This is a genomic window from Parasedimentitalea denitrificans (genome assembly GCF_011813015.1).
Classification (GTDB): domain Bacteria; phylum Pseudomonadota; class Alphaproteobacteria; order Rhodobacterales; family Rhodobacteraceae; genus Parasedimentitalea; species Parasedimentitalea denitrificans.
Genome location: NZ_QHLQ01000006.1, coordinates 175,045 through 198,084, shown reverse-complemented (window position 1 = coordinate 198,084; position 23,040 = coordinate 175,045). Strand labels below are relative to the sequence as shown.

The window sequence follows — 23,040 nt, the reverse complement described above, 5'->3', positions numbered from 1 at the left end:
GGTCTTGTAAGTCGTCGGTGTCCACCTGCTCATGAACCCCAACTATCACGCTGGATTCATACAGTGAATCCCATTAACCGATTTGTGCAACAAAGCCACTTTAGAACAAAATCTAAAGCTTGGGGTCCTTTTTGGGTACTCAACCCAAAGAATAACCCAGTCCATTCCCAAATGTGAACTGTGTGCAAAACCGCGGCCCCTTAGGACGGACCTCTGGGTGGGCGAAGTCCACCTTAGCGGTATGGGGGGGAGGCTGAAGGCTATGGTGAACACAAAAGGTCAGTTCGCGGTTAGAAACCCATGTCAGATCTATGTGATCCAATGACACTTAGAAACCTACGTGAACGGGTGATGCAGACCTTATCCTTCGAAGTTACTGGCATTGTGATGGTTTCACCGCTGTATGCGGCGTTGGCGGGAACCCGTGTTGTTGACGGCGTTGCACTGATTGCGATGCTATCCATTGTCATCCTTGTCTGGTCTCCGCTGCACAATTACATTTTTGATGTATGTGAGTTTAAAACCACCAATCGGGTTGCCAGCGATAGGCCCCACAGGGTGCGTGTCTTTCATGCGTTTTCGCATGAGGCTACAGCAGTGATGATTACCTGTCCTTTGATGATGTATGTTGCAGGTCACAGCTTGCTGCAGGCACTGTCATTTAACTTGGGGCTGACCCTGTTTTACACTGGGTACGCTTATGTATTCCATATAGCCTATGACAAGCTGCGCCCGGTGTCGTGTCCTGTTCAGACGCGGGTGCAAGAGGGTAAGCTCCAAAATCAGCAAATTACTGGGGTTTAACCGTATAAAGCGGCTGTGCGCCATCTTGCGCCCACGCTTCGGCGGGCTTACATCTGCTTCCTATGGCACAGAAAAAGAATTCAGATCCGAACTACAAGGTTATCGCCGAAAATCGCCGCGCGCGGTATGACTACGCGATTGATGACGATCTAGAGTGTGGCATTATCCTAGAAGGGTCTGAGGTCAAGAGTGCCCGGATCGGTGGCACGAACATCGCTGAGAGCTATGCCGCAGTTGAGGATGGTGAGTTGTGGTTGGTAAATTCCTACATCGCGCCATACGAGCGGGCCAAGACCTTTAAGCACCTTGAACGGCGCCGTCGCAAACTGCTGGTGTCGCGCAAGCAGATATCAAACCTGTGGAATGCCACCCAGCGCAAGGGAATGACCCTGGTGCCGCTGGTGATGTACTTTAATCACAAGGGGCTGGCGAAGATTAAGATCGGCGTCGCCAAAGGTAAGCAGAACCACGACAAACGTGCATCTGAAGCCAAACGTGACTGGTCGCGTCAGAAATCGCGACTGATGAAAGATCACAGCTAAGAGAAACGCGTCCTTATTTGGTTTGCGCAGGAGTAGAAATGATACGACTTCGCAGGATGCAGGACAGTGAGTTTCAGGACTACCTTGCCTATTTCATTCCCGATTATGCGGCAGAAATTTCTTCCAATTACGATGTGGAGCTAGAAGTTGCACATGAGCGGGCTGTGCAAGAGGTCGAGGCCGATCTGGGGCAAGGCGTAGATAGCCCTGGGCAGGATTTGTTTTGTATCGTGAACAACGAAGCTTCGGTTGTTGGCTACTTCTGGTGCAAGCCGGGAGCCGGTAGCGAGCCGGTTTTCATCAGTGATTTTTGCATTTTGCCGCCCTGCCGCGGAAAGGGCTATGCCAAGTTGGCCTTGGCTGCACTTGAAGCTGAATATGCAGGTGCAGGGCACAGCGATATCAGGCTACGGGTGGCCGCAGATAATGACAGGGCGCATCATCTGTACCTAGCAGCAGGGTTTCATGTGACTGGTGTCAACATGAGAAAATCTATTTCCGCAGAGTGAAGTGAATAAATTCACCGAAATTTCAGGTTGAACCAAGCACCAAGCACCAAGCCCCCAATTTTTCCAGTCTTTTCCTTGCGACTCCTTGCAGCCGATAGTAGGCCTTGGACAACGCGCCTAGGGAGAAATTCATGCAGGACGATCCAAAGACACTTGTTTCCACTGATTGGCTGGCGGCTCATCTGAAAGATCCTGATTTGCGCCTGCTGGACGCCTCGTGGATGATGCCCGCGATGGAACGCGATGCCCGTGCCGAATATGACGCGGGTCACATTCCAGGTGCCCGTTATTTTGACATTGATGATATTTCGGACCACCGGTCAGAACTGCCGCACATGGTGCCACCGGTTGAGAAATTCATGTCGCGTCTGCGCGCCATGGGTGTTGGTGATGGCCACCAAGTGGTGGTCTATGACGGTCTTGGCCTTTTCTCAGCTGCACGCGTGTGGTGGTTGTTCCGTTTGATGGGGCAATCAAACATCGCAGTGCTGGATGGTGGGTTTCCTAAATGGAAGGCCGAGGGCCGCGAGATTGAAGATATGCCACCGGTGATCCGTGACCGACACATGACCGTGCGGGTTCAGAACCACATGGTACGGGATGTGACACAGGTTTCAGCGGCCTCTAAACTGGGCGATCATGAGATTATCGATGCCCGTGCTGCCGAACGGTTCCGTGGAGACGTTCCCGAACCGCGCCAGGGTTTGCGCGCAGGTCACATTCCAGGTGCCAAGAACGTTCCGTTTTCAACGCTTCTGAACGCAGATGGCACTATGAAGTCGGCCGACAAGTTGCGCAGCATCTTTGAAGCCGCCGGAGTGGACCTGAAAAAGCCTGCGATCACCTCGTGTGGTTCGGGTGTTACCGCTGCGGTTCTCAGTCTCGCGCTGGAACGTATCGGGAAATCAGACCATGCACTGTATGATGGCTCATGGACCGAATGGGGCGCCTTCCCAACCTTACCCGTTGCAACCGGAGAGAACTGATGTTCGAAACCCTCAAATCACAGCCCGCCGACAAAATTTTGGCGCTGATGCAGAAGTTCCGCGAAGACCCGCGCGAGAGCAAAATTGACCTTGGCGTTGGGGTCTACAAAAATGCTCAGGGCGTGACGCCGGTGATGCGGGCGATCAAGGCCGCCGAGCATAAGCTGTGGGAAGAGCAGACCAGCAAGTCTTATGTCGGTCTAATTGGCGATCCGGCTTATTCCGATGCAATGATCAAACTGATCCTCGCAGATACGGTTGAGCGTGGCAATATCGCTGCTGCTGCCACTCCCGGCGGCACAGGAGCAGTGCGTCAGGCGTTTGAACTGATCAAAATGGCCAACCCATCGGCGCGTGTATTTGTGTCTGACCCAACTTGGCCAAACCACATTTCGATCCTCAACTATGTTGGCATCGAAACCGTAACGTACCGGTACTTCGACCGCGAAACCCGTGGTGTGAACTTTGACGGCATGATCGAAGACCTGAAAACAGCGGTCAAAGGGGACGTGATCCTGTTGCACGGCTGCTGCCACAACCCAACTGGCGCCAATCTGAACGACGTGCAGTGGAAAGAAGTCATCGCGCTGATGAACGAGCGCGGCTTGGTTCCAATGATCGACATCGCCTATCAGGGCTTTGGTGACGGTTTGGAGGAAGACGCAACCGGTGTCCGGCTGGTGGCCTCAGGCACACCTGAGTGCCTGATCGCGGCGAGTTGCTCCAAGAACTTTGGTATCTATCGCGAACGGACTGGCCTTCTGATGATGGTGTCTAACGATACCGCCGCTCAGAAACTGAACCAAGGTACCCTGGCCTTCCTGAACCGTCAGAACTATTCGTTCCCACCTGATCACGGTGCGCGACTGGTAACAATGATCCTGAACGACGACGCCCTGCGCGCCGATTGGGCTGCCGAGCTGGAGGAAACCCGGCTGGGTATGCTGGGCCTGCGCCAGCAATTGGCGGACGAACTGCAGCGCCTGTCCGGGTCTGACCGGTTTGGTTTTCTTGCCCAGCACCGCGGTATGTTCTCGCTCTTGGGAACCTCGCCTGATCTGGTTGAAAAAATGCGCGCAGATGATGGTATTTACATGGTTGGCGACAGCCGGATGAATATCGCCGGATTGAATGCGGATACTGTGCCTATTCTGGCCAAAGCGATTATCGACGCTGGCGTCTAAGAAACGCACCTAAGTAAACAAAACGGCGCGCCCCTTTTTGGTGGCGCGCTTTTTTATGCAGATCTGATGCTTCATCTCGGTTTGCACATCCACAGCTTCTTTTTGCTGGAAATACTCAAATTCCAACACTTGCCCCAAAACGCAAAACGCGGCCCCCATAAGGGCCGCGCCAATTGTTTCAATGTGGGGGTAGATTTAGAGCTTGGAAAACTCTGGGTAGGCTTCCATGCCCAGTTCGGCCATGTCCAATCCGTTGATTTCGTCTTCTTCCGTGACCCGAATGCCGACGGTGGCTTTCAGTGCTAGCCAAACGATGGTCGAAACAACCGACACAAAGATACCAACAATCACAACAGACTTCAGCTGAACAAAGAACGATGCATCAGCGTTGCTGAGTGGCACAGCCAGAGTACCGAAGATACCAGCGCCAAGGTGAACCGGGATGGCGCCAACAACATCGTCGATCTTGAACTTGTCGAGAACCGGAACAACCAAAACCACGATTACACCACCAGCAGCACCAATCAGGGTGGCAAGGCCCAGCGAAGGCGCCAACGGTTCGGCAGTGATCGACACCAGGCCAGCAAGGGCACCGTTCAGGATCATTGTCAGATCAGGTTTTTTGTACAGGAACTGTGTCAGCATCATTGCGGCTACGGCGCCACCGGCAGCAGCAGCATTGGTGTTGGCGAAGATGCGGCTGATGTCAGCAACGTTGGCTGCAGTGTCCATGTACAGTTGCGAACCACCGTTAAAGCCGAACCACCCCATCCACAGGATGAACGTACCTAAAGTGGCAAGTGGCAGGTTAGAGCCTGGCATCGGAATGGTGCGGCCGCCTTTGTACTTGCCGATACGTGGACCCAGGATCAGCGCGCCAACCAGAGCAGCCCAGCCACCAACCGAGTGTACAACTGTTGAGCCAGCAAAATCCTGGAAGCCCATTCCGTCCAGGAAGCCACCGCCCCATTTCCAGGATGCCTGGATCGGGTAGATGAATGCGGTCAAGATGATCACGAAGATCAGGAACGGCCACAGCTTGATGCGCTCAGCCATAGTGCCGGACACGATCGACGCGGTTGCGGCACAGAACATTAGCTGGAAGAAATAATCAGAACCAACCGACGCATAGGTCAGGTCAGTTTCGGTGTCGGCTAGGCCAACGGGTTCCAACGAAGTCAGGGAGAAGGCACCTAGGATACCGTCAATCGACCAACCATCGCCCGGATACATCAGGTTGTAACCAACGGCATAGTAGGCAATCCCGGCCAGCGAAAACAGACCCATGTTTTTGGTCAGCTGCATGGTCACGTTCTTGCCGCGCACCAGGCCAACCTCAAGCATGGTAAAGCCTGCAGCCATCCAGAACACCAGAACTCCCGCGAACAGGAACATAAAGGTTGTAAGGATATAGCCGATTTCGCTGTTCGGTGGGGTGACATCAGCGTCTTGCGCAAAACCAATCGCTGGCAGCGCGATGAGCGCAGCAACGGCGAGGGGGAGTTTCAGGATATTCATTCTATGTTCCTTCTTGGCCGTTGCTCAAAGTGCTTCCAGATCTGTCTCACCAGTGCGCACCCGCACCGCCTGAGCCACATCCAGTACAAAAATCTTGCCGTCACCAATCTTGCCGGTGCGGGCTGTGTTGGTGATGGTTTCAACCACCTGGTCGGCCTGGTCAGCCGCTACGACGATTTCCAGTTTCATCTTGGGCACAAAATTTACTTCGTATTCCGCGCCACGGTAAATTTCGGTATGGCCGGCCTGTGCGCCAAACCCTTTGATTTCTGTTACCATCAGGCCCGCAACGCCGATTTCAGTCAGCGCTTCGCGGACCTCTTCCAGCTTGAATGGCTTAATTGCAGCAATGATCATCTTCATCTCAGCATCCTTTCTCAGGAGTCGTGCTTGGTCTCTGCTTCACAAACATGAAGGTGAGACGTGACTTGGGAATGTTTGGGCACCGGCGTTTCGCTAAATTTGGCCAAAAGGCGCAATAAAAATGCTCATTTATTGAGCTCTGCCTGTTTTTTGGACTCTTCGGGAAGGCGTGAGGCCGAGAAAACTCCCCCTCAACAAAACAAGAGCGAGGGGTTATATAGTGAAAAACGGGCGAACCGGGCAGGATTTTGGCATGGCACAAGGATCAGGGCGCAAGCCTTTGGTAGCAGACAAGCGTTATTCGGCTGGTGGTCGCAAGGCCCCCGCCCGAAAGCCTGCGCGCAAGAAAAAGCCGAAGGGTAAAGGCCTGTTTGGTTTCCTGTTTGGCGGCGGGAAGAAACAGAAGCCCCAGCCGACTAGACGCAAGACAAGCACGGCTAAACCAGCGGCCCGGAAAACTGCACCGCGAAAATCCGTGAAACGCAAACCAAAAGGATTCTTTGGACACTTCCACGCTGCCTTCTTTGGGCTCATTAGGTGGATTTTTGGTCTGTTCTGGTTGGTAACCTGGCGGGTCGGTATGGTTGTTGGATTGCTGGTTGGACTGGCGGTTGGCTATCAGTATCTGCGGTTGCCCGAGCTTGAGACACTTCTTGATGGCCGCGCACGTGGGTCAGTTACCATGCTGGACCGCAACAGCGAGGTTTTCGCGTGGCGTGGAGATCAGTTCGGTGGCGTTGTGACCACACAGACAGTATCGCCACATTTGAAGAACGCGATCGTAGCGACCGAGGACAAGCGGTTCTTTGGCCACTTTGGCATCTCTCCACGTGGCGTGGCCAGTGCGGTGCGGATCAACTTGCGTGAAGGTCGCGGGCCTTTGTCTGGTCATGGCGGTTCGACCATCACCCAGCAAACGGCGAAACTTCTGTGTTTGGGCGTGGTTTACGATGCTGATGTCTGGGGCAGTGAAAAAGCCTATGAGGCGGACTGTCGGCAGGGATCGCTGTGGCGCAAGATTACCGAGGCCATTTTTGCTGTGGCCATGGAGGTTAAGTACTCCAAGGACGAAATCCTGACGATCTATATGAATCGCGCATTTCTAGGTGCCGGTGCACGTGGGTTTGAGGCCGCCAGTCAGCGATATTTCGGCAAGTCTGCGGCAGAGGTCAACCCTGCCGAGGCGGCGATGCTGGCAGGTTTGCTAAAGGCGCCGACACGGTATGCACCGACGAACAACCTACAACGCTCGCAAGATCGGGCTCAGGTGATTGTAGGGCTGATGAAGGATCAGGGGTATCTGACGGCCGCACAGGCACAGGATGCGCGGGATAATCCGGCCCAGCTAAGCGAGGCTGCCGCAGCCCGTGCAGGAGGGTACTTTGCCGATTGGGTGATGGACAAAATACCCAGCTTCTTTGGCGATCAAACGACCGAAGATGTGATTATCCGCACCACGCTGGACCAGCGCCTGCAAACCGCCGCCGAAGAGGCGATGGCCTATATCTTTGAGAACAAAGTTCGCAAGGGCTCCAAAGCGCAGGCCGCGATTGTAGTAATGAGTGCAGATGGAGCGGTTCGGGCTATGGTTGGCGGTCGCGAGACCCGGGTTTCTGGTGTGTTCAATCGCGCCAGTCAGGCGCGACGGCAGACCGGCTCAGCGTTCAAACCCTTTGTCTATGCAACCGCGCTAGAGCTGGGCTATTCGCCACTGGATACAGTGTTGGATGCAGAATACTGCCTGGATATCGCGGGTTCAGGGCAATGGTGCCCCAAGAACTATACCCATAAGTTTTATGGCGAGGTTACACTGGCGCGGGCGCTGCGGGATTCCCTGAACATTCCAGCCGTGAAGATATCCGAGGCCGTGGGCCGCGATCTGGTCCGCCGCGTTGCTGGTGAGTTCGGCCTGACCAGTGAACTGGCTGATGGACCAGCCCTAGCGCTCGGTGCATCAGAAAGCACTCTGATTGAAATGACAGGCGCTTATGCTGGTATCCTGAACGGCGGATCATCTGTTACGCCTTACGGCTTGGTCGAACTTCAATTGATGGGCGATGATGAGCCCATGATTGGTATCAGTGGTGGCATGGGGGAACGGGTGATCCAGGCCAGCGCTGCACAGCAACTGACCTGGATGATGGAAAAGGTGGTGTCCGAGGGAACAGGGGCTCGGGCGCAATTGCAGGGCTGGCAGGTTGCGGGCAAGACCGGCACCACACAAGCCGCCCGCGACGCATGGTTCGTTGGCTTTACGGCTGAATATGTTGCCGGAGTATGGATGGGCTACGATGACAACACGCCACTGTCTGGTGTGACCGGAGGCGGCCTGCCAGCCGAGATCTGGCGAGAAACCATGATACGGGTACACTATGGATTGGCTCCAGTTGCCCTGCCAATGCAGGCCCCAACACCCATTGCAGTACCACAACCGAACACAGATCGTAGACGACGCAACAGTGGGAACAATGTGGGCCAAGATATTGGCCAGGCGGTCGATGGGTTCTTGAAGGAGCTGTTTGGTAATTGAATTGCCAGTCTGCGTAGTGCTCCCCGCGGGTACTGCGCCAAAAGGGTTCGGCGCAGTACCAAGATTGACTGGGTTAAGATGCCGTGTGTAGCGGTTTAGCTTAACTTTTTCAGATCCGCGATCAGCTTGTCGATGTTGCCCTTGCGGTGATCCAGCATGGCACCGATCTCTGTGCGCTCGGTCAGCAGCAGGTTCACCCCTTCGATGAACATGTTGAAGAACTTGTCCTTGCCGGACTTGTCGGACACCAAGAAGGTCACTTCAAACGGCGCCTGACCCTGCAGGGTGGCAATTGATTTCACCTCATACCCGGCCCGAATTTTGCGGGTCGACTTCACCTTGATGTCGCCGCCGATAAATTCCCGGAACCGTTTTCCGTACTTGCGTGAGATATACCCCTGAAACGCCTTAGTGAACGCGCGCATCTGTGATTTTGACGCGCGTCGCCCGTCAACGCCAAGTGCGTACTGAGCCATGATCGGTACATCGGCGTAGCGGGTAAAGATCTTCTCGAAGTCCCGAATCATCGCAGACTCAGGCTTCCCCGATGCGATCACCTTGTTGATGTCGCCAACTACGCTGCCGACCAAGTTACGGGCGCCATTTTCACTTAGGGCCAGCACAGGAAAGGGAAGTGCGGCCAGAGCTAGACCTAAGGTGGCAGAGGCCAGGAAAGTGCGACGGTCAAATAGGTTATTCGGCATAGATATCCTCATATGGGTCGGAGTAGGGGTCGCCAAAGACCCCTTCAAAACTGTCCTGATCCCCGCCCAATTCAAAACGGCGGTTTTGTAGGTAGATCAGCCGAGCTTGGGCATAACTGTCAGCGCTTTCGTACAGGATTGAGTCGATTGTAGCAGAATAATTGCCACGATCGCCCATACGTCGCACGATTTCAGCATATACACCGATGTTATCGGCAGGGTTTTGCCGGGCAAAGGTAATTGGATTGGTGAAAAAGTCAGCAACAACACCTACAGCGTCGCGAGTGGTTGATGGGCCGTAGAACGGAAGTTCAACATAAGCACCTTCGCCAAAGCCCCAAACATGTAGAGTTTCGCCAAAGTCTGTATCGACACGGGGGATGTTGAAGTCGGAAGCTGGGTCAAACAGGCCCCCTAAACCGAGGACGGTGTTGATCAGCAGTCTGGAGATCGCAAGACCTGTTTTGGGTAGATCACCTTGAAGCAACCCATTTACAGCCTGTCCAGGCATCGACAGGTTCTCTGAAAACAGGCCAAAAGAGGTAACAATTTCCGGCGGCACTACAGCTACATAACCATTGGAGGCGGGTCGAAAGAGAGCCCTATCGACGCCAAGGTTAAAGCTGTGAATGGAACGATTTACTCCTTCATGGGGATCGAAAACCTCACCTGCGGCCCGCGACTCGAGGCTCTGGCGCGCGCAACCAGCAGTCAAGCTCGCTAGTGTCAGGGCAACAAAAAAAGAGATCTGTCGCAGGGTCAAAGTCATCAGTTGTGGTGTCCGTTTCTTTAGCCGATGGCCTAAGGCCCGGCTTCGATTTAAGGATAATCGGCCAAGTTCCCATAGGCCTCATGAATTGTTTGTTTGGTTGTGACAGATTTGGAACATATTACAAGTTAACCCATAAGGGTTAACAGGGGTGCTATCATGAACCCGCTAACACTCAATTCAGGCACATTATGGCAAATTCACAATTCAAAAACGGACGTGATGAGCTGAGGTCGGTTCGACGTCGCAGTCGGGCGCTTTATTGGGCGGTTGGTGTCTTCAGTTTCTTCGCCAATATGTTGATGCTGACAGGCCCGCTATACATGATGCAGGTATATGATCGTGTGTTAGGCAGCAGGTCAGAGCAAACGCTGGTCGCGCTGTCGCTTTTAGTGTTGTTTCTTTATGGAATGATGGGGGTGCTGGACTACTCACGTGGTCGCATTATGGCCCGGGTTGGAGCGCGGTTCCAAGCGGCATTGGACCGGCGGGTATTTGACGCAATGATCCGACGCTCGGCTGTGGGGCCGGACCCTGTGGCGCAAACTGGTTTGACCGACCTTGAAACGGTGCAGCGCCTGATTTCGTCACCGGTGTTGATGGCGGGATTTGACATGCCTTGGACGCCGGTCTTCTTAGCTGGAATCGCATTGTTTCACCCATGGCTAGGCCTGTTGGCGCTTGTTGGTGGTGGTTTGCTTGTCTGCATTGCCTTGTTGAACCAACTGTTCTCGCGCGTACCGCAGTTAGAGGCGAATATTGCCTCTCATCGTGCCAGTCTAATGTCCGAAGAAATCCGTACTGAAGCGGAGATGATTCAGTCCATGGGAATGCGCGGCGCTGCCTTTGGCCGGTGGAAGGTGGCCCGCGATGCAGCCTTGTCCGAAAGTATCTCAGCCAATGATGTTGGGGGCAGCTTTACAACGCTGACCAAGACACTCCGTTTGTTCCTTCAGTCAGCCATGCTGGGGCTGGGCGCCTATCTGGTGCTGCAAGGCGAGGTCTCTCCCGGAGCCATGATTGCAGGTTCGATCCTGCTGGGGCGGGCTTTGGCGCCAATCGAGCTGGCACTGGGTCAGTGGGTGCTTGTGCAGCGCGCAGTAAAAGGCTGGAATAGTCTCGCTGAATTGTTGACTAAGGTGCCAGAAGAGCAAGAGCGTATTGCATTGCCCAAGCCCAAAGCACGGCTGGAACTACAGGCGGTAACAGTGGTGCCACCCGGTGAAAAGACACCACTGTTGCGGAATCTCTCGTTTAAGGTAGAGCCGGGGCAAGCGTTGGGCGTGATTGGCCCATCGGGTTCGGGTAAATCGACATTGGCCCGTGCGATAACCGGCGTTTGGCGGGCTGCAGCCGGGACTATCCGGTTGGATGGTGCCGCGTTGGATCAATATGCGCCGGACGTGCTGGGTCAACACATCGGCTATTTGCCTCAACGTGTGCAGCTGTTTGAAGGAACAATAGCGCAAAATATTGCTCGTTTGGCGGATGCGCTGGACTCGGAAAAAGTTGTATCGGCAGCACAAAAGGCAGCGGCCCACGAAATGATCACCAAATTGCCTGACGGATACGACACACGGATCACAGCGGGTGGCGGTCGCTTGTCTGGTGGGCAGATGCAACGGATTGCCTTAGCGCGGGCACTGTATGATGACCCAGTGATTGTAATTCTGGATGAACCGAACTCGAACTTGGACAACGAAGGATCCGTCGCCTTGAACGCTGCAATCAAGCAGCTGAAATCTGAGGGCAGGTCAGTATTGATAATGGCCCACAGACCTGCGGCGATTCAGGAATGTGATTTGTTGCTGGTGGTGGATCAGGGCAATCAAGCAGCGTTTGGCCCCAAGGATGATATCTTACGTCAAACAGTCACTAATCACCAAAATATTCAAAAAACGGCTGCGGCGAGGAAGGCACAATGACCGAAGAAAACGCATGGTCCGCCCGTCGCCCGATTACGATTGGCATGATTGGCTTGCTGCTGTTGGTTGGGGGTTTTGGCACGTGGTCTGTGATGTCGTCGATAGCAGGTGCAGTAGTGGCTACAGGACAGATCGAGGTCGATCAGAACCGACAGGTTGTCCAGCACCTTGATGGCGGCATTGTATCGGAAATTCTGGTTGAAGAAGGTGACGTCGTAGCCGAAGGGGCTTTGCTATTGCGCTTGGATGCAAACAGATTGAGATCGCAATTGGTGATTACTGAGGGCCAGTTATTCGAACTTGTTGCACGACGTGGACGGCTAGAAGCCGAGCGGGACGAAACAGACAGCATTGCATTCGATGATGACTTGGTGGCGCTGGCCCAAACTCGCCCCGAAATAGATGAGTTTATGGATGGGCAGGCACGATTGTTCTTTGCCCGCCAAGATTCGATAGCTCGTGAGACTGAGCAGTTGGAAAAACGCCGGGCTCAGATCCGCGATCAGATTGTCGGGATTAAGTCCCAGCAGGAATCCTTGGCGCTTCAGCTAGAGCTGATCGGCGAGGAACTGAAAAATCAACAAACCCTTCTGGATCGTGGATTGGCCCAAGCGGGCACAGTTTTGAACCTTCGCCGCACATCAGCCGACTTGCAGGGCTCACTAGGAGAGTTGATTGCAACAGAGGCGCAGGCTGAAGGTCGAATTACCGAAACCGAGATCGAGATTCTAAAGTTGGGAACTCGCCAACGCGAAGAGGCGATCACCCGGTTGCGCGACCTGCGATATCAAGAACTGGAATTGGCCGAGACAAGGCGGTCACTAATCGAACAGTTGGACCGGCTGGATATTACGGCACCGGCTTCGGGTATTGTCTATGGACTGCAGGTTCATACACCCCGGTCAGTTATTCGCCCAGCGGAACCAGTATTGTATCTGGTGCCGCAGGATCGACCGCTTGTTGTTGCGGCCCAGGTTTCGCCAATCAACATTGATGAGGTCTATGTGGGCCAATCCGTGTCACTGCGATTCTCGGCGCTGGATCAACGAGAGACACCCGAACTGTTTGGCGTCGTCACACTGATTTCGGCGGATACATTTGAGGACGAAGCCAGCCGCCAATCGTATTACCGTGCCGAAATTGAACTGAAAGAGGGTGAGCTTGAAAAGCTACCAGAGGGGGTCGTCTTAGTGCCCGGCATGCCTGTCGAAAGCTATATTCGCACTGCTGATCACTCGCCGCTGACCTATTTGGTCAAGCCCCTTGCCGATTACTTTTTCAAGGCCTTCCGGGAAAGCTGAAACACGACCGGCATTTTTCTCTTTCCGCTGTATTGCTTCCCGGTTAGCGTCGCCGCGAAACACTTGTTAGAGGATGGATGTCATGGGTTTTGAGGCGAAATTGAATGAGCTGGGTGTAACTTTGCCTGATGCTCCGGCTCCGGCTGCCAACTATGTGCCCTATGTTGTCGTGGGCGACATGGTTTATGTTTCGGGGCAAATCTCGGCTAATGACGACGGTTTTATCACCGGCACCTTGGGCGCGGATATGGATGTCGAAGCAGGCGCAGTCGCGGCTAAAACCTGTGCCATTTCTTTGTTGGCGCAAGTAAAAGCAGCCTGTGGCGGTGATCTTGATCGCTTGGTGAAGGTTGTGAAACTGGGGGCCTTTGTGAATTCCACCGCCGACTTCACGCAGCAGCCAATGGTTGTCAACGGAGCCTCTGATTTTCTGGTTGCCGCACTGGGCGATGTTGGCCGCCACGCACGTTCTGCGGTTAGCGCGCCCTCGCTGCCAATGGGTGTTGCCGTTGAAATCGACGGTGTATTCCAGATCAAATGACACTAGCACTACCATCGGAATTTCTAGGGCTGCCCATTGCGCATCGTGCCTTGCATGATGTGACCGATGGGCGCCCTGAAAATAGCCGTGCGGCTATCCGCGCGGCTATTGATGCGGGCTATGGCATCGAAATTGACCTACAGCTTAGTGCTGATGGGCATGCGATGGTGTTCCATGACTATCATCTGGAGCGGCTGGCCAACGGAACCGGATCGATCAACCAGCTTACGCGAAAGCAGGCCCAGGCTATTTCATTGAAAGGTGGCGATGGCGAAGGGATTCCAGATCTAGCCGAAGTGCTGAAACTGGTTGATGGTCAGGTGCCGCTGCTGATTGAGATCAAGGATCAAGACGGCCAGTTGGGGCCGGATATTGGGCTGCTTGAACGGGCGACAGCTGATGCATTGATGGGCTATCGCGGTTCAGTGGCGCTGATGTCGTTCAACCCGAATTCAACGGCTGAGATGGTCCGACTGGCACCGGACCTGCCGTGCGGTATCGTAACCAGCGCCTATGATTTCGCTGAGTGGCCAGAATTGACGGAACCGATTTGCGACCGGCTTCGTGATATACCAGACTTTGACCGGACCGGGGCCTGCTTCATCAGTCACGAGGCCGGTGATCTCTCGCGGTCTCGCGTTCAGGAATTGCGTGATAGGGGTGTCCCTGTGTTGTGTTGGACGATTAATTCGCTGGCAGAGGAACGTGCAGCGCGGGTCTTTGCCGACAATGTGACCTTTGAGGGCTATCTTTCCCCACTGCCGGGTTGATAGCCAGATGTCCCTGCCCAATTATTGCAGGGCAAGGGGAAACAATGGAACAAGCGCAGATTGAGATACAATTGCTGGGCTCATTGGCGCAGATAAGCGCCGATGAGTGGGATGCATGCGCTTGCCCCGAGGCAACGGATGGTGGCCGCCCAAACGATCCATTCACAACCCACCGGTTTCTTAGCGCGCTTGAAAATAGCGGATCGGTTGGGCGCGGCACAGGATGGCAACCACAATACCTGACCGCACATCTAAACGGTGATCTTATTGGCTGCGCGCCGATGTATGCCAAGTCGCACAGTCAGGGCGAATACATCTTTGACCACAACTGGGCCCACGCGCTGGAACAAGCGGGTGGGCGTTATTACCCTAAACTGCAAATCGCAGTGCCGTTCACGCCAGTCACCGGTCGGCGATTGTTGGTGCGGCCCGGTTTCGAAGGCGTCGGTCATTCCGCTTTGGTGCAGGGCGCGGTGCAACTGGCTGCGAATAACGACCTGTCCTCTCTGCATGTCACATTCTGCACCGAGGATGAGGCCAAGGCGGGCGAGCAAATGGGGCTGATGTCACGCCTGACGCAACAGTTCCATTGGCTCAATCAGGACTACCCAGATTTCGACGGCTTTCTAGCTGGCCTGTCATCGCGCAAACGCAAGAATATCCGTAAAGAGCGCGCCCAAGCGCAGGGGTTTGGTGGAGATATCGAAGTGTTCAGCGGCGCAGACTTGCGACCTGAGCATTGGGATGCCTTCTGGATGTTCTATCAGGATACCGGTTCCCGCAAATGGGGGTCGCCCTATCTGACGCGCGCGTTCTTTGACATCGTTCAGGAAACCATGGCGGGTGATATGGCATTGGTCATGGCACAACGTGAAGGGCGCTATGTGGCGGGGGCCCTGAATTTCATTGGCCGCGATACGCTTTACGGCCGATATTGGGGCTGCACCGAACATCATCCCTGTCTGCATTTCGAACTGTGCTATTATCAGGCTATGGATCTAGCTATCGCGATGGGCTTGGCGCGGGTTGAGGCTGGCGCTCAGGGCGAGCACAAACTGGCACGCGGATATCTGCCGACGCAGACACATTCCTTGCATTGGCTCGGTGATCCCGGCTTTGCTGATGCTGTGGCCCGGTATTTGGATGCCGAACGCGTCGCAATCGAGGAAGAGATTGAAATTCTGACCGACTATGGCCCGTTCAAAAAGCTAAAGGTGGAGGAACAACAATGACGGAGAAAATGTCAGAGGTAACCCGTGGGCCATTGTTGGGCCCGTTGTTTCAAACCGGCTGGACCCTGCTTGATGATCGGGATGCGATCAGCAAAACTTACAAATTTGAGAGCTTTGTCGATGCATTTGGCTGGATGACCCGGGCGGCCATTTGGGCTGAAAAGTGGAACCATCACCCAGAGTGGAGCAATATTTACAACAAGGTGACGGTTGTACTGACAACGCATGATGTTGGCGGGATCAGCGCCCAAGATGCCAAGTTGGCACGCAAGTTCGATAGTTTGGTATAAGATGCAAAGCCCCAGATTTTTCGGGGCTTTGCAGTGTTTGACCGGCGATCAGCCCATTGCCTCTAGTAGACCTTCGCCTGCCGTTAGCTCACAGATACCGCGGCCTTCTTCCATCTGTAGAATTTTGACCTCTCCGTTCTCGACCAGCATTGCATAGCGCAAAGAGCGGGCTATCAAACCGGCAGGGGCGGCATCAAATCGCATCCCCATCGCCTCGGTCAGGCTACATTCAGCATCGGCCAGCATCGTTATGCCAGCTTCCGTTGCACTGGTTTCTTTACCCCAGGCTGCCATCACGAAGGGGTCGTTGACTGAAATGCAGATGATCTCATCGACGCCTTTGGCTGCAAACTGATCTTTGGTGCGAATGAAGCTGGGCACATGCGCCGAACTGCAGGTAGGAGTATAGGCCCCGGGGACAGCAAAAATCGCGACTTTGCGGTTTTTGGTCTTGTCGGCAATGGAAACCGGCTCTGGACCGTTTGCTCCCATCACTACAAGGTTCGCTTTTGGCAGTTTTTCACCAACTGAAATCATCTAGTTCTCGTCACTTCTAATTGCGTTTCTGTTCGCACCGCATATAGGGTCCGGCAGTGAAAGTGACCGGAACAGAATTGAGAGGCAAGAGCAAGATGAGCCACATCGTCGTGATCGGAGCGGGGCAGGCGGGGTCGTCACTGGTGGCCAAGCTGCGCAAGGACGGCTTTGACGGCGAGATCACGCTGATCGGTGCCGAAACCGCGTTACCCTATCAACGCCCGCCATTGTCCAAGGCCTATTTGCTGGGGGATATGGCGCTGGAGCGTTTGTTCCTGCGGCCCGAGAGTTTTTACGCCGATAACAACATCACCCTAAAACTGGGCCAACCGGTCACTGCCATTGATGCGGGTGCCAAGACGGTCAGTATTGGCGATGAGGTGATCTCTTACGATCATCTGGCGCTGACCACCGGATCAGACCCGCGGCGCTTGCCAGTGGCGATTGGTGGTGATCTGGAGGGCGTGTTTGTTGTCCGCGGACTTGGTGATGTGGATGCAATGGCCCCATCGGTCACCAAGGGCGCCCGAACCCTGATCGTCGGCGGTGGATACATCGGCCTAGAGGCCGCAGCCGTCTGTGCCAAGCGTGGCGTGGACGTGGTGCTGGTCGAAATGGCTGACCGCATTTTGCAACGGGTCGCTGCGCCGGAAACATCGGATTACTTCCGCACATTGCATACCTCACATGGGGTCGATGTCCGCGAAGGTGTTGGGCTAGATCGGTTGCTGGGCTCCGACGGCAAAGTCACCGGTGCGGTGTTGACCGATGGGACCGAGCTGGAGCTGGATTTTGTAGTCGTTGGGGTCGGCATCACCCCTGCCACGCAACTGGCTGAAATGGCCGGTGTGACGGTGAACAATGGGATTGAAACAGATGCACAGGGGCGAACCTCGGATGCGTCCATCTGGGCGGCTGGGGATTGCGCCTCATTTCCATATCAGGGCGAGCGCATTCGACTGGAAAGTGTGCCTAACGCTATTGATCAGTCTGAAGTCGTAGCGCAGAACATTATGGGAGCGGGTAAGGAATACATCGCCAAGCCATGGTTCTGGTCAGATCAATATGACGTCAAACTGCAAATAGCAGGGCTTAATACCGGGTATACCCATGTGGTCACCCGCTCGGGTGACGGCGCATCGATATCGTTTTGGTATTTCAAGGATGACCAGTTGCTGGCAGTGGACGCAATGAACGATCCACGCGCCTATATGGTCGGCAAACGGTTGATCGACATGGGCAAGACCTGTGATCCGAACGCTGTAGGTGATCCCGAAACTGAGCTAAAATCGTTGTTGAAAGCGTGAGGATCATTGCCGGCGATTTTCGCGGCCGTGCGCTGGCCTCGGTTGGTAAAGGCGACGCTGGGGCGCATTTGCGCCCTACAACCGACCGCGTGCGCGAAAGCCTATTTAACGTGCTTAACCACACCGGTGTAATCCCGGACGCTCGTGTCTTGGACCTATTTGCAGGCACCGGAGCCTTGGGGCTAGAGGCCCTGTCGCGGGGCGCATCCTGTGTGACTTTTGTCGACGATGGGCGGGTGTCCACAGGGCTGATCCGCAAGAACATCGACATTACGCGCAGCAAGAATAACACCAATCTCATCAAACGAGATGCGCTGAAATTGGGGCCCAATCTAGATGCACCATTTGATTTGATCTTTCTTGACCCGCCATACGGCAAGGGCTTGGGGGAAAAGGCATTGGCAGTGGCTGCTGACGGGGGGTGGATAGACGACGAGGCGCTGATCGTTTGGGAGGAAAGCAGCCCAATGTCGGCACCCGAAGGATACCAGCTGCGCGACAGTCGCAAATATGGCGATACCCACATCACCTTGATGTGGCGGGATATCTAATGCGAGTGCTGCGCTCTGATTATTGATTTGATTATTGAATTACGTCAGGAGTTTTTATGCCCAAGACCTATCCCACGCCAAAGCTGGTGATCTTCGACTGCGACGGCGTGCTTGTCGACAGTGAGGTGGTTTCCAATCAGGCCTTAGTCGAGAACCTGTCGCGCTACGGGCTAAAGCTGGAGCTGGCTCAGTGCATGGATCTGTTTGTTGGCGGTACAATGGCAGACGTGAAAGACAAGGCCCAGGATCTGGGTGCTGATCTGCCGCCGAACTGGGTTGATGAAGTCTATCAAGAAACCTATGCAAGGCTGCGCGGGGGCGTGCCGCTTGTGTCCGGTATCCCCGAGCTTTTGGCATTGCTTGACCGCGAGGCGATCCCTTGTTGTGTGGCCTCTAACGGCAGCGACGACAAGATGCGTATTACGCTGGGCCAAAATGGATTGTGGAACCGGTTCCATCCAGATGCGATGTTCTCGGCACATACACTGGGAGTAGCCAAGCCCGAGCCAGGGTTGTTTCTGGCGGCGGCCAGCCATTTTGATGTGCAGGCACGCGATTGTCTGGTGATCGAGGATAGCGCCAATGGCGCCACCGCCGCGCTACGTGCTGGAATGCGCTGTTTGGGCTATGCACCTGATGGTGGTGGAGAGCGGCTGGTGGCGCAGGGGGCCGAGCTATTTGATGATATGGCAATGGTGCCGGGATTGATCGGGTTGGGTGACCGTTAGGTCTGACGTTGATTTTGACTGTTGATGGGGGCGCTGCCCCCTCTTGTCGCATGTGCGACAATTCACCCCCGGGATTTTTTTAGCCAAATGAAAGCGGATCCGGTTTCAAAGGCGGTTACTCGTAGGTGAAACTGGATAACACACGCCCACCGAGTGTTTCGGGTAACCGTTTGGGGCCGTCCATCGGCACCAATGTTCGGCTGATGTTGTGCAGGACAAAATAACTCTCGGCGCGGTCTGGGTGTGGGATCGCAACCATTTGCAAAATCATCGGACCATTGACGGGATCGGTGTAGGTTCCCAGCACCTCTGCTGCACGCATGTTGTTGACTGAAATCTCGCGCGAGCTAATAACCTTGGCATTGGTGAATCCTTTTACCGCATTAGGAAAAGCGGAGTGTGCCAGTGCCTGGGCGGCAGTACGAAGGCGGATTGGCATCGGGTCGATGCTGCCCTCGGGGATGGGGAACGTTGCATTTGCGACGTGGAAGTTTTCGACAAATCTTCGCCCCTCAGGGGCTTTGGTGGCGAAGGTGAATTTGACGAGCCCACCATCTGGGCGCCCGTCGGCGATTAGTTCAATGTCTCTGCGCACAGGGATTTCGAGCGCAAAGGGAACCTTGATCGGGATGTCGTATTTGGCGGTGTAATCTGCATCGAACCGGAAGATTTTGTTGAAATATGCGCCTTCATAACTGAACAGGTTGAAGGAAACGCCCGTGTCCTGCGCTTGGGCAACAGGGGCAAGGGGCAAAAAAAGACTTAGTCCGATGATGGTTCTGATCGACATACCTGCCCCCTATCTGAGATAGGGATCAGGTTAGAGCACTGGGCTTGCAGGTCAAATTGCAGACAGTGCCAGCAATACCCCTCAGCGGCTGGCTTTAGCCGTAGGTCGGGTGGAATTTGCCACCGGGCGACAGGGTAAAAATTTCAAACCCGTCTGCGGTTACACCAATCGAGTGTTCAAACTGGGCGGTCAGTGACTTGTCACGGGTCACCGCGGTCCAGTCGTCCGCAAGGATTTTGGTTTCCGGGCGGCCAAGGTTGATCATGGGCTCGATGGTGAAGAACATACCTTCTTCGAGCTTGGCACCAGTGCCGGGGCGACCATAGTGCAACACGTTTGGTGGAGCGTGAAAGACTTCTCCCAACCCGTGGCCGCAGAAATCGCGAACGACGCTCATCCGCTGGCTTTCGGCGTAGACCTGAATGGCATGGCCAATGTCACCAAAGGTGTTACCAGGCTTGACGGCCTCTATGCCCTTCATCAGGGCGTCATGGGTCACTTGGATCAGACGCTCGGCCTTGCGGGATAGTTTGCCGGCCACATACATGCGGCTGGTGTCGCCAAACCATCCGTCAACGATCACTGTGACGTCGATGTTCAGGATGTCGCCGTCTTTCAGCTTTTTGTCGCCAGGGATGCCGTGACACACGACGTGGTTCACCGAAATGCAGCTGGCGTGTTGATAGCCCTTATAGCCGATGGTGGCCGATTTTGCCCCAGCGTCCTCGACCATCTGGGTGATCAGCCGGTCCAGCTCGCCGGTTGTTTGTCCGGGGATGACATGTTCTGCAATGTCATCCAAAATGCGTGCGGCCAGAGCGCCAGCCACATGCATGCCGGCATAGTCGGCCTGTTGGTGAATGCGAATGCCGTCTTTGGTTGTCCGGCCACCGTTTTTTCTCATCAAGATGGGCTCCATCGCTGCTGTCTTAGACCGCTATGTAAGGGTAATGGCGCCAAAGGGCCATAGGCTGTGACGCCATATGGCCTAGGTGGCGGAAATGGCTTTTCCGAGAGTAATCTCTAAGGGTGAAATATTGGTTGTGTATATCAGCTTTTCAACACCCGCATCCTGAGCCTCGGCAAAGGCGGCTGCATAGGTGGGGTCGATGTCAGCAGCCAGCTGAAAACTGTTACAATCGGTGCGCTGCACCAGATACAGCATCACAGCCCGGTGGCCTTGCCGCACCATGGTAGCCAGCTCGCCCAGGTGCTTTGTGCCGCGTTTGGTTACGCTGTCGGGAAATTCAGCCAGTCCAGGTTGCCGCATCAGGGTGACGCTTTTGACTTCGACATAACAATCAGGCAGGCCGGGCTGGGTGAGCAAGAAGTCAATGCGGCTGTTTTTACCGTATTTCACCTCGGGGCGGACGGATTTGTATTCTGATAGTTCAGTGATTTCCCCAGCCTCTAGCGAGGCCCGCAGAGCGCGGTTGGGAACCGAGGTGTCGACGCCAGTGAAATGACCGCTCTCATGCTCAACCAGCCGCCAGCCGTAGTTCAGCTTCTTTTTCGGGTCGTCGTTGGGCTCCAGCCACACCCGCATACCCGGTTCCGCCAGCCCCATCATCGACCCGGGATTGGCGCAGTGGGCGATGATCTCTGTCCCATCAGACAGCTGGCAATCGGCCAGAAATCGTTTGTAGCGGCGGACAAGCGTGGCGGGGATAAGAGGCGTGGCAAATTTCATATTGCCTGCCTACCGTACCCCCGCCAGTTGTCAAAGCATCAGTTGCGGCCAGCCATAACACCGCCGTCAACATCCCAGATGGCGCCGGTGACCCATGCGGCTTGATCGGACAGCAAATGCGCGACTGTAGCAGCAACATCCGCTGGGCGGCCAACCCTGCCAACGGGATGGAATGCATCAAAGGCGCCGGTTAGGGTATCCTCGATCTGGTCCGGTTCAATAAAGGCTCCATAGATTGGGGTCACGACAACGGCCGGAGACACAGCGTTGACACGAATGCCATGCTCACCCAGCTCCATCGCCAGATGCTGCGTCAACGAGTGTAGGCCCGCTTTGGCCATGGAATATGCTGACGATGGTGTCGCTTTGACCGCTTGTTTGGCCCACATCGAACCGATGTTGACGATGGATCCGCCGCCGTGCGCCTTCATGTTTTCGGCAACGGCCTGCGTGATGAAAAAAGTTGCCCGATTCAGTTCCATATAGGCGTCATAGTCTTCGCCGGTGTGCTCAAGAAATGGTTTGGGTGCAAAAATCCCGGCGGCGTTCACCAGTTGGTTGATGTGGCGCTTGCTGGATTTGAGTTCAGCGGCAAAGGCATCGGTGGCCTTTGCGTCTGACAGGTCCAGTTGGGCCGTTTCCACCAGATCGCCCAGTTCAGATTTGGCTGCTGCTAGTTTCTCAGCCGACCGGCCAACCAGGGTGACATGCTGACCTTGGGCCACCAGATGGCGGGCTGTTTCAAGGCCCATTCCGCTAGAGCCGCCAATGATGAGTGTTGTCGAGGGGGAGGTCATGTCGTCGTTCCTTTCATTTACCTATCGATAGGTAGGCATATTGAGATTGCGGAGCGAGTCGTCAACCCCTACCTGTAGGTAGATAGGATGAAGAGCGTGCAGATGACTTATTCAGAAACAGCCAGTCGCATTCTGGACAGCGCCGAACGCATGGCGCGACAGGGCGGTTACAACAGTTTTTCCTTTCGTGAAATCGCGACAGAGATCGGCATCAAGTCAGCCAGCGTGCACTATCACTTTGCCAATAAGGAAGTTCTGGGCGCCGCTCTGGCAGAGCGTTACACCAATCGGTTCCTTGACGGGCTTGGCGAACCGACCGCTGAAGACGCGGATGAAATGCTGCGTCGTTATGCGGCCAGCTATCGCCAGGCCCTGATCGAGGACGGCCAAATGTGCCTCTGCGGCATGTTCGGAGCTGAAATCAGTGACTTGCCTGATCCTGTTGCCCGCCAGACCCGAGCTTTCTTTGTCAGGAATATCCAATGGTTGGGTCAGGTTTTCCAGATCAAGGGGGTGGAGCCCGAGGACGCTGAAACTGAAGCCGCCCGCATGATAGCTGCGCTTGAAGGGGCGATGATCCTGTCGCGGAGCCTACAGGATGACACTCTGTTTGATCGGATCACTGCCGGTTACAGTTGAAAATGGAACTGTCTGCTTGCCCTTACGGCGGGT

General features: G+C 54.9%; 25 protein-coding genes. 16 read left to right on the top strand and 9 right to left on the bottom strand.

What is annotated here, in order from left to right:
* Positions 1–321 precede the first annotated feature (321 nt).
* The 5 genes from DL239_RS08810 (at position 322) to DL239_RS08790 (ending at position 4,025) form a co-directional block, all read left to right on the top strand.
* The gene (locus DL239_RS08810; RefSeq protein WP_167683645.1) at positions 322–804 is read left to right on the top strand and encodes a PACE efflux transporter; all 483 of its coding nucleotides are present in this window, start codon (positions 322–324) and stop codon (positions 802–804) included.
* Between the two features lie 62 nt (positions 805–866).
* A complete protein-coding gene (gene smpB, locus DL239_RS08805) occupies positions 867–1,346 on the top strand; it encodes an SsrA-binding protein SmpB (RefSeq protein WP_167683644.1) in 480 nt (159 codons plus the stop codon).
* A 38-nt stretch (positions 1,347–1,384) separates the two neighbouring features.
* The gene (locus DL239_RS08800) at positions 1,385–1,855 is read left to right on the top strand and encodes a GNAT family N-acetyltransferase (protein WP_167683643.1); all 471 of its coding nucleotides are present in this window, start codon (positions 1,385–1,387) and stop codon (positions 1,853–1,855) included.
* 131 nt (positions 1,856–1,986) lie between these two features.
* The gene (sseA, locus tag DL239_RS08795) at positions 1,987–2,841 is read left to right on the top strand and encodes a 3-mercaptopyruvate sulfurtransferase (protein ID WP_167683642.1); all 855 of its coding nucleotides are present in this window, start codon (positions 1,987–1,989) and stop codon (positions 2,839–2,841) included.
* Positions 2,841–4,025: an amino acid aminotransferase gene (locus tag DL239_RS08790; RefSeq protein WP_167683641.1), complete on the top strand. Its 1,185-nt coding sequence runs from the start codon at positions 2,841–2,843 to the stop codon at positions 4,023–4,025. Before sseA ends, DL239_RS08790 begins: the two co-directional genes overlap by 1 nt.
* Before the next feature lie 195 nt (positions 4,026–4,220).
* Here the strand turns inward: DL239_RS08790 and DL239_RS08785 are convergent, their stop codons facing one another.
* Positions 4,221–5,543, bottom strand: coding sequence for an ammonium transporter family protein (locus tag DL239_RS08785; protein WP_167683640.1), 1,323 nt, complete (start codon positions 5,541–5,543; stop codon positions 4,221–4,223).
* A 24-nt stretch (positions 5,544–5,567) separates the two neighbouring features.
* Positions 5,568–5,906, bottom strand: a complete 339-nt coding sequence (locus DL239_RS08780; RefSeq protein WP_167683639.1) for a P-II family nitrogen regulator — start codon at positions 5,904–5,906, stop codon at positions 5,568–5,570.
* 253 nt (positions 5,907–6,159) lie between these two features.
* Between DL239_RS08780 and DL239_RS08775 the strand changes: the two genes are divergently transcribed.
* Positions 6,160–8,436 carry a transglycosylase domain-containing protein gene (locus tag DL239_RS08775; RefSeq protein WP_167683652.1) on the top strand — a complete coding sequence of 759 codons (2,277 nt, stop codon included), beginning with the start codon at positions 6,160–6,162 and terminating at the stop codon, positions 8,434–8,436.
* A 95-nt stretch (positions 8,437–8,531) separates the two neighbouring features.
* Here the strand turns inward: DL239_RS08775 and DL239_RS08770 are convergent, their stop codons facing one another.
* Positions 8,532–9,140, bottom strand: coding sequence for an MlaC/ttg2D family ABC transporter substrate-binding protein (locus DL239_RS08770; protein WP_167683638.1), 609 nt, complete (start codon positions 9,138–9,140; stop codon positions 8,532–8,534).
* Positions 9,130–9,909: an MlaA family lipoprotein gene (locus DL239_RS08765; RefSeq protein WP_167683637.1), complete on the bottom strand. Its 780-nt coding sequence runs from the start codon at positions 9,907–9,909 to the stop codon at positions 9,130–9,132. The genes DL239_RS08770 and DL239_RS08765 overlap by 11 nt, the downstream gene beginning before the upstream one ends.
* 191 nt (positions 9,910–10,100) lie before the next feature.
* Here DL239_RS08765 and DL239_RS08760 point away from each other — a divergent pair, with 191 nt between their 5' ends.
* From DL239_RS08760 to DL239_RS08735, 6 genes are all read left to right on the top strand, one after another.
* Positions 10,101–11,834: a type I secretion system permease/ATPase gene (locus DL239_RS08760; RefSeq protein ID WP_167683636.1), complete on the top strand. Its 1,734-nt coding sequence runs from the start codon at positions 10,101–10,103 to the stop codon at positions 11,832–11,834.
* Positions 11,831–13,135, top strand: a complete 1,305-nt coding sequence (locus DL239_RS08755) for an HlyD family type I secretion periplasmic adaptor subunit (RefSeq protein ID WP_167683635.1) — start codon at positions 11,831–11,833, stop codon at positions 13,133–13,135. Before DL239_RS08760 ends, DL239_RS08755 begins: the two co-directional genes overlap by 4 nt.
* Before the next feature lie 82 nt (positions 13,136–13,217).
* On the top strand, positions 13,218–13,676 hold the full coding sequence (locus tag DL239_RS08750; RefSeq protein ID WP_167683634.1) for a RidA family protein: 459 nt from the start codon (positions 13,218–13,220) through the stop codon (positions 13,674–13,676).
* Positions 13,673–14,446, top strand: a complete 774-nt coding sequence (locus DL239_RS08745) for a glycerophosphodiester phosphodiesterase family protein (protein ID WP_167683633.1) — start codon at positions 13,673–13,675, stop codon at positions 14,444–14,446. Before DL239_RS08750 ends, DL239_RS08745 begins: the two co-directional genes overlap by 4 nt.
* 44 nt (positions 14,447–14,490) lie before the next feature.
* Positions 14,491–15,678 carry a GNAT family N-acetyltransferase gene (locus tag DL239_RS08740; RefSeq protein ID WP_167683632.1) on the top strand — a complete coding sequence of 396 codons (1,188 nt, stop codon included), beginning with the start codon at positions 14,491–14,493 and terminating at the stop codon, positions 15,676–15,678.
* The gene (locus DL239_RS08735; protein ID WP_167683631.1) at positions 15,675–15,968 is read left to right on the top strand and encodes a 4a-hydroxytetrahydrobiopterin dehydratase; all 294 of its coding nucleotides are present in this window, start codon (positions 15,675–15,677) and stop codon (positions 15,966–15,968) included. Before DL239_RS08740 ends, DL239_RS08735 begins: the two co-directional genes overlap by 4 nt.
* A gap of 48 nt (positions 15,969–16,016) precedes the next feature.
* Here DL239_RS08735 and DL239_RS08730 read toward each other — a convergent pair whose 3' ends face one another.
* Positions 16,017–16,505 carry a peroxiredoxin gene (locus DL239_RS08730; RefSeq protein WP_167683630.1) on the bottom strand — a complete coding sequence of 163 codons (489 nt, stop codon included), beginning with the start codon at positions 16,503–16,505 and terminating at the stop codon, positions 16,017–16,019.
* A 95-nt stretch (positions 16,506–16,600) separates the two neighbouring features.
* Between DL239_RS08730 and DL239_RS08725 the strand changes: the two genes are divergently transcribed.
* Genes DL239_RS08725 through DL239_RS08715 form a run of 3 tightly spaced genes read left to right on the top strand, consistent with a single transcriptional unit; the run spans position 16,601 to position 19,091 of the window.
* Positions 16,601–17,812: an NAD(P)/FAD-dependent oxidoreductase gene (locus DL239_RS08725; RefSeq protein ID WP_167683629.1), complete on the top strand. Its 1,212-nt coding sequence runs from the start codon at positions 16,601–16,603 to the stop codon at positions 17,810–17,812.
* Complete coding sequence (gene rsmD / locus DL239_RS08720) at positions 17,809–18,363, top strand: 16S rRNA (guanine(966)-N(2))-methyltransferase RsmD (RefSeq protein WP_167683628.1); 555 nt, start codon at positions 17,809–17,811, stop codon at positions 18,361–18,363. Before DL239_RS08725 ends, rsmD begins: the two co-directional genes overlap by 4 nt.
* Before the next feature lie 56 nt (positions 18,364–18,419).
* Positions 18,420–19,091, top strand: coding sequence for an HAD family hydrolase (locus tag DL239_RS08715; protein WP_167683627.1), 672 nt, complete (start codon positions 18,420–18,422; stop codon positions 19,089–19,091).
* Between the two features lie 115 nt (positions 19,092–19,206).
* Here DL239_RS08715 and DL239_RS08710 read toward each other — a convergent pair whose 3' ends face one another.
* From DL239_RS08710 to DL239_RS08695, 4 genes are all read right to left on the bottom strand, one after another.
* Entirely contained in the window at positions 19,207–19,881 is a 675-nt protein-coding gene (locus tag DL239_RS08710; protein WP_167683626.1) for a hypothetical protein, read from the bottom strand.
* 94 nt (positions 19,882–19,975) lie between these two features.
* A complete protein-coding gene (map, locus tag DL239_RS08705) occupies positions 19,976–20,785 on the bottom strand; it encodes a type I methionyl aminopeptidase (protein ID WP_167683625.1) in 810 nt (269 codons plus the stop codon).
* Between the two features lie 84 nt (positions 20,786–20,869).
* Entirely contained in the window at positions 20,870–21,571 is a 702-nt protein-coding gene (gene sfsA, locus DL239_RS08700) for a DNA/RNA nuclease SfsA (protein WP_167683624.1), read from the bottom strand.
* Positions 21,572–21,609: 38 nt separating this feature from the next.
* On the bottom strand, positions 21,610–22,368 hold the full coding sequence (locus tag DL239_RS08695) for an SDR family NAD(P)-dependent oxidoreductase (protein WP_167683623.1): 759 nt from the start codon (positions 22,366–22,368) through the stop codon (positions 21,610–21,612).
* Positions 22,369–22,470: 102 nt separating this feature from the next.
* Between DL239_RS08695 and DL239_RS08690 the strand changes: the two genes are divergently transcribed.
* Entirely contained in the window at positions 22,471–23,007 is a 537-nt protein-coding gene (locus DL239_RS08690) for a TetR/AcrR family transcriptional regulator (protein ID WP_167683622.1), read from the top strand.
* Positions 23,008–23,040: the final 33 nt, after the last annotated feature.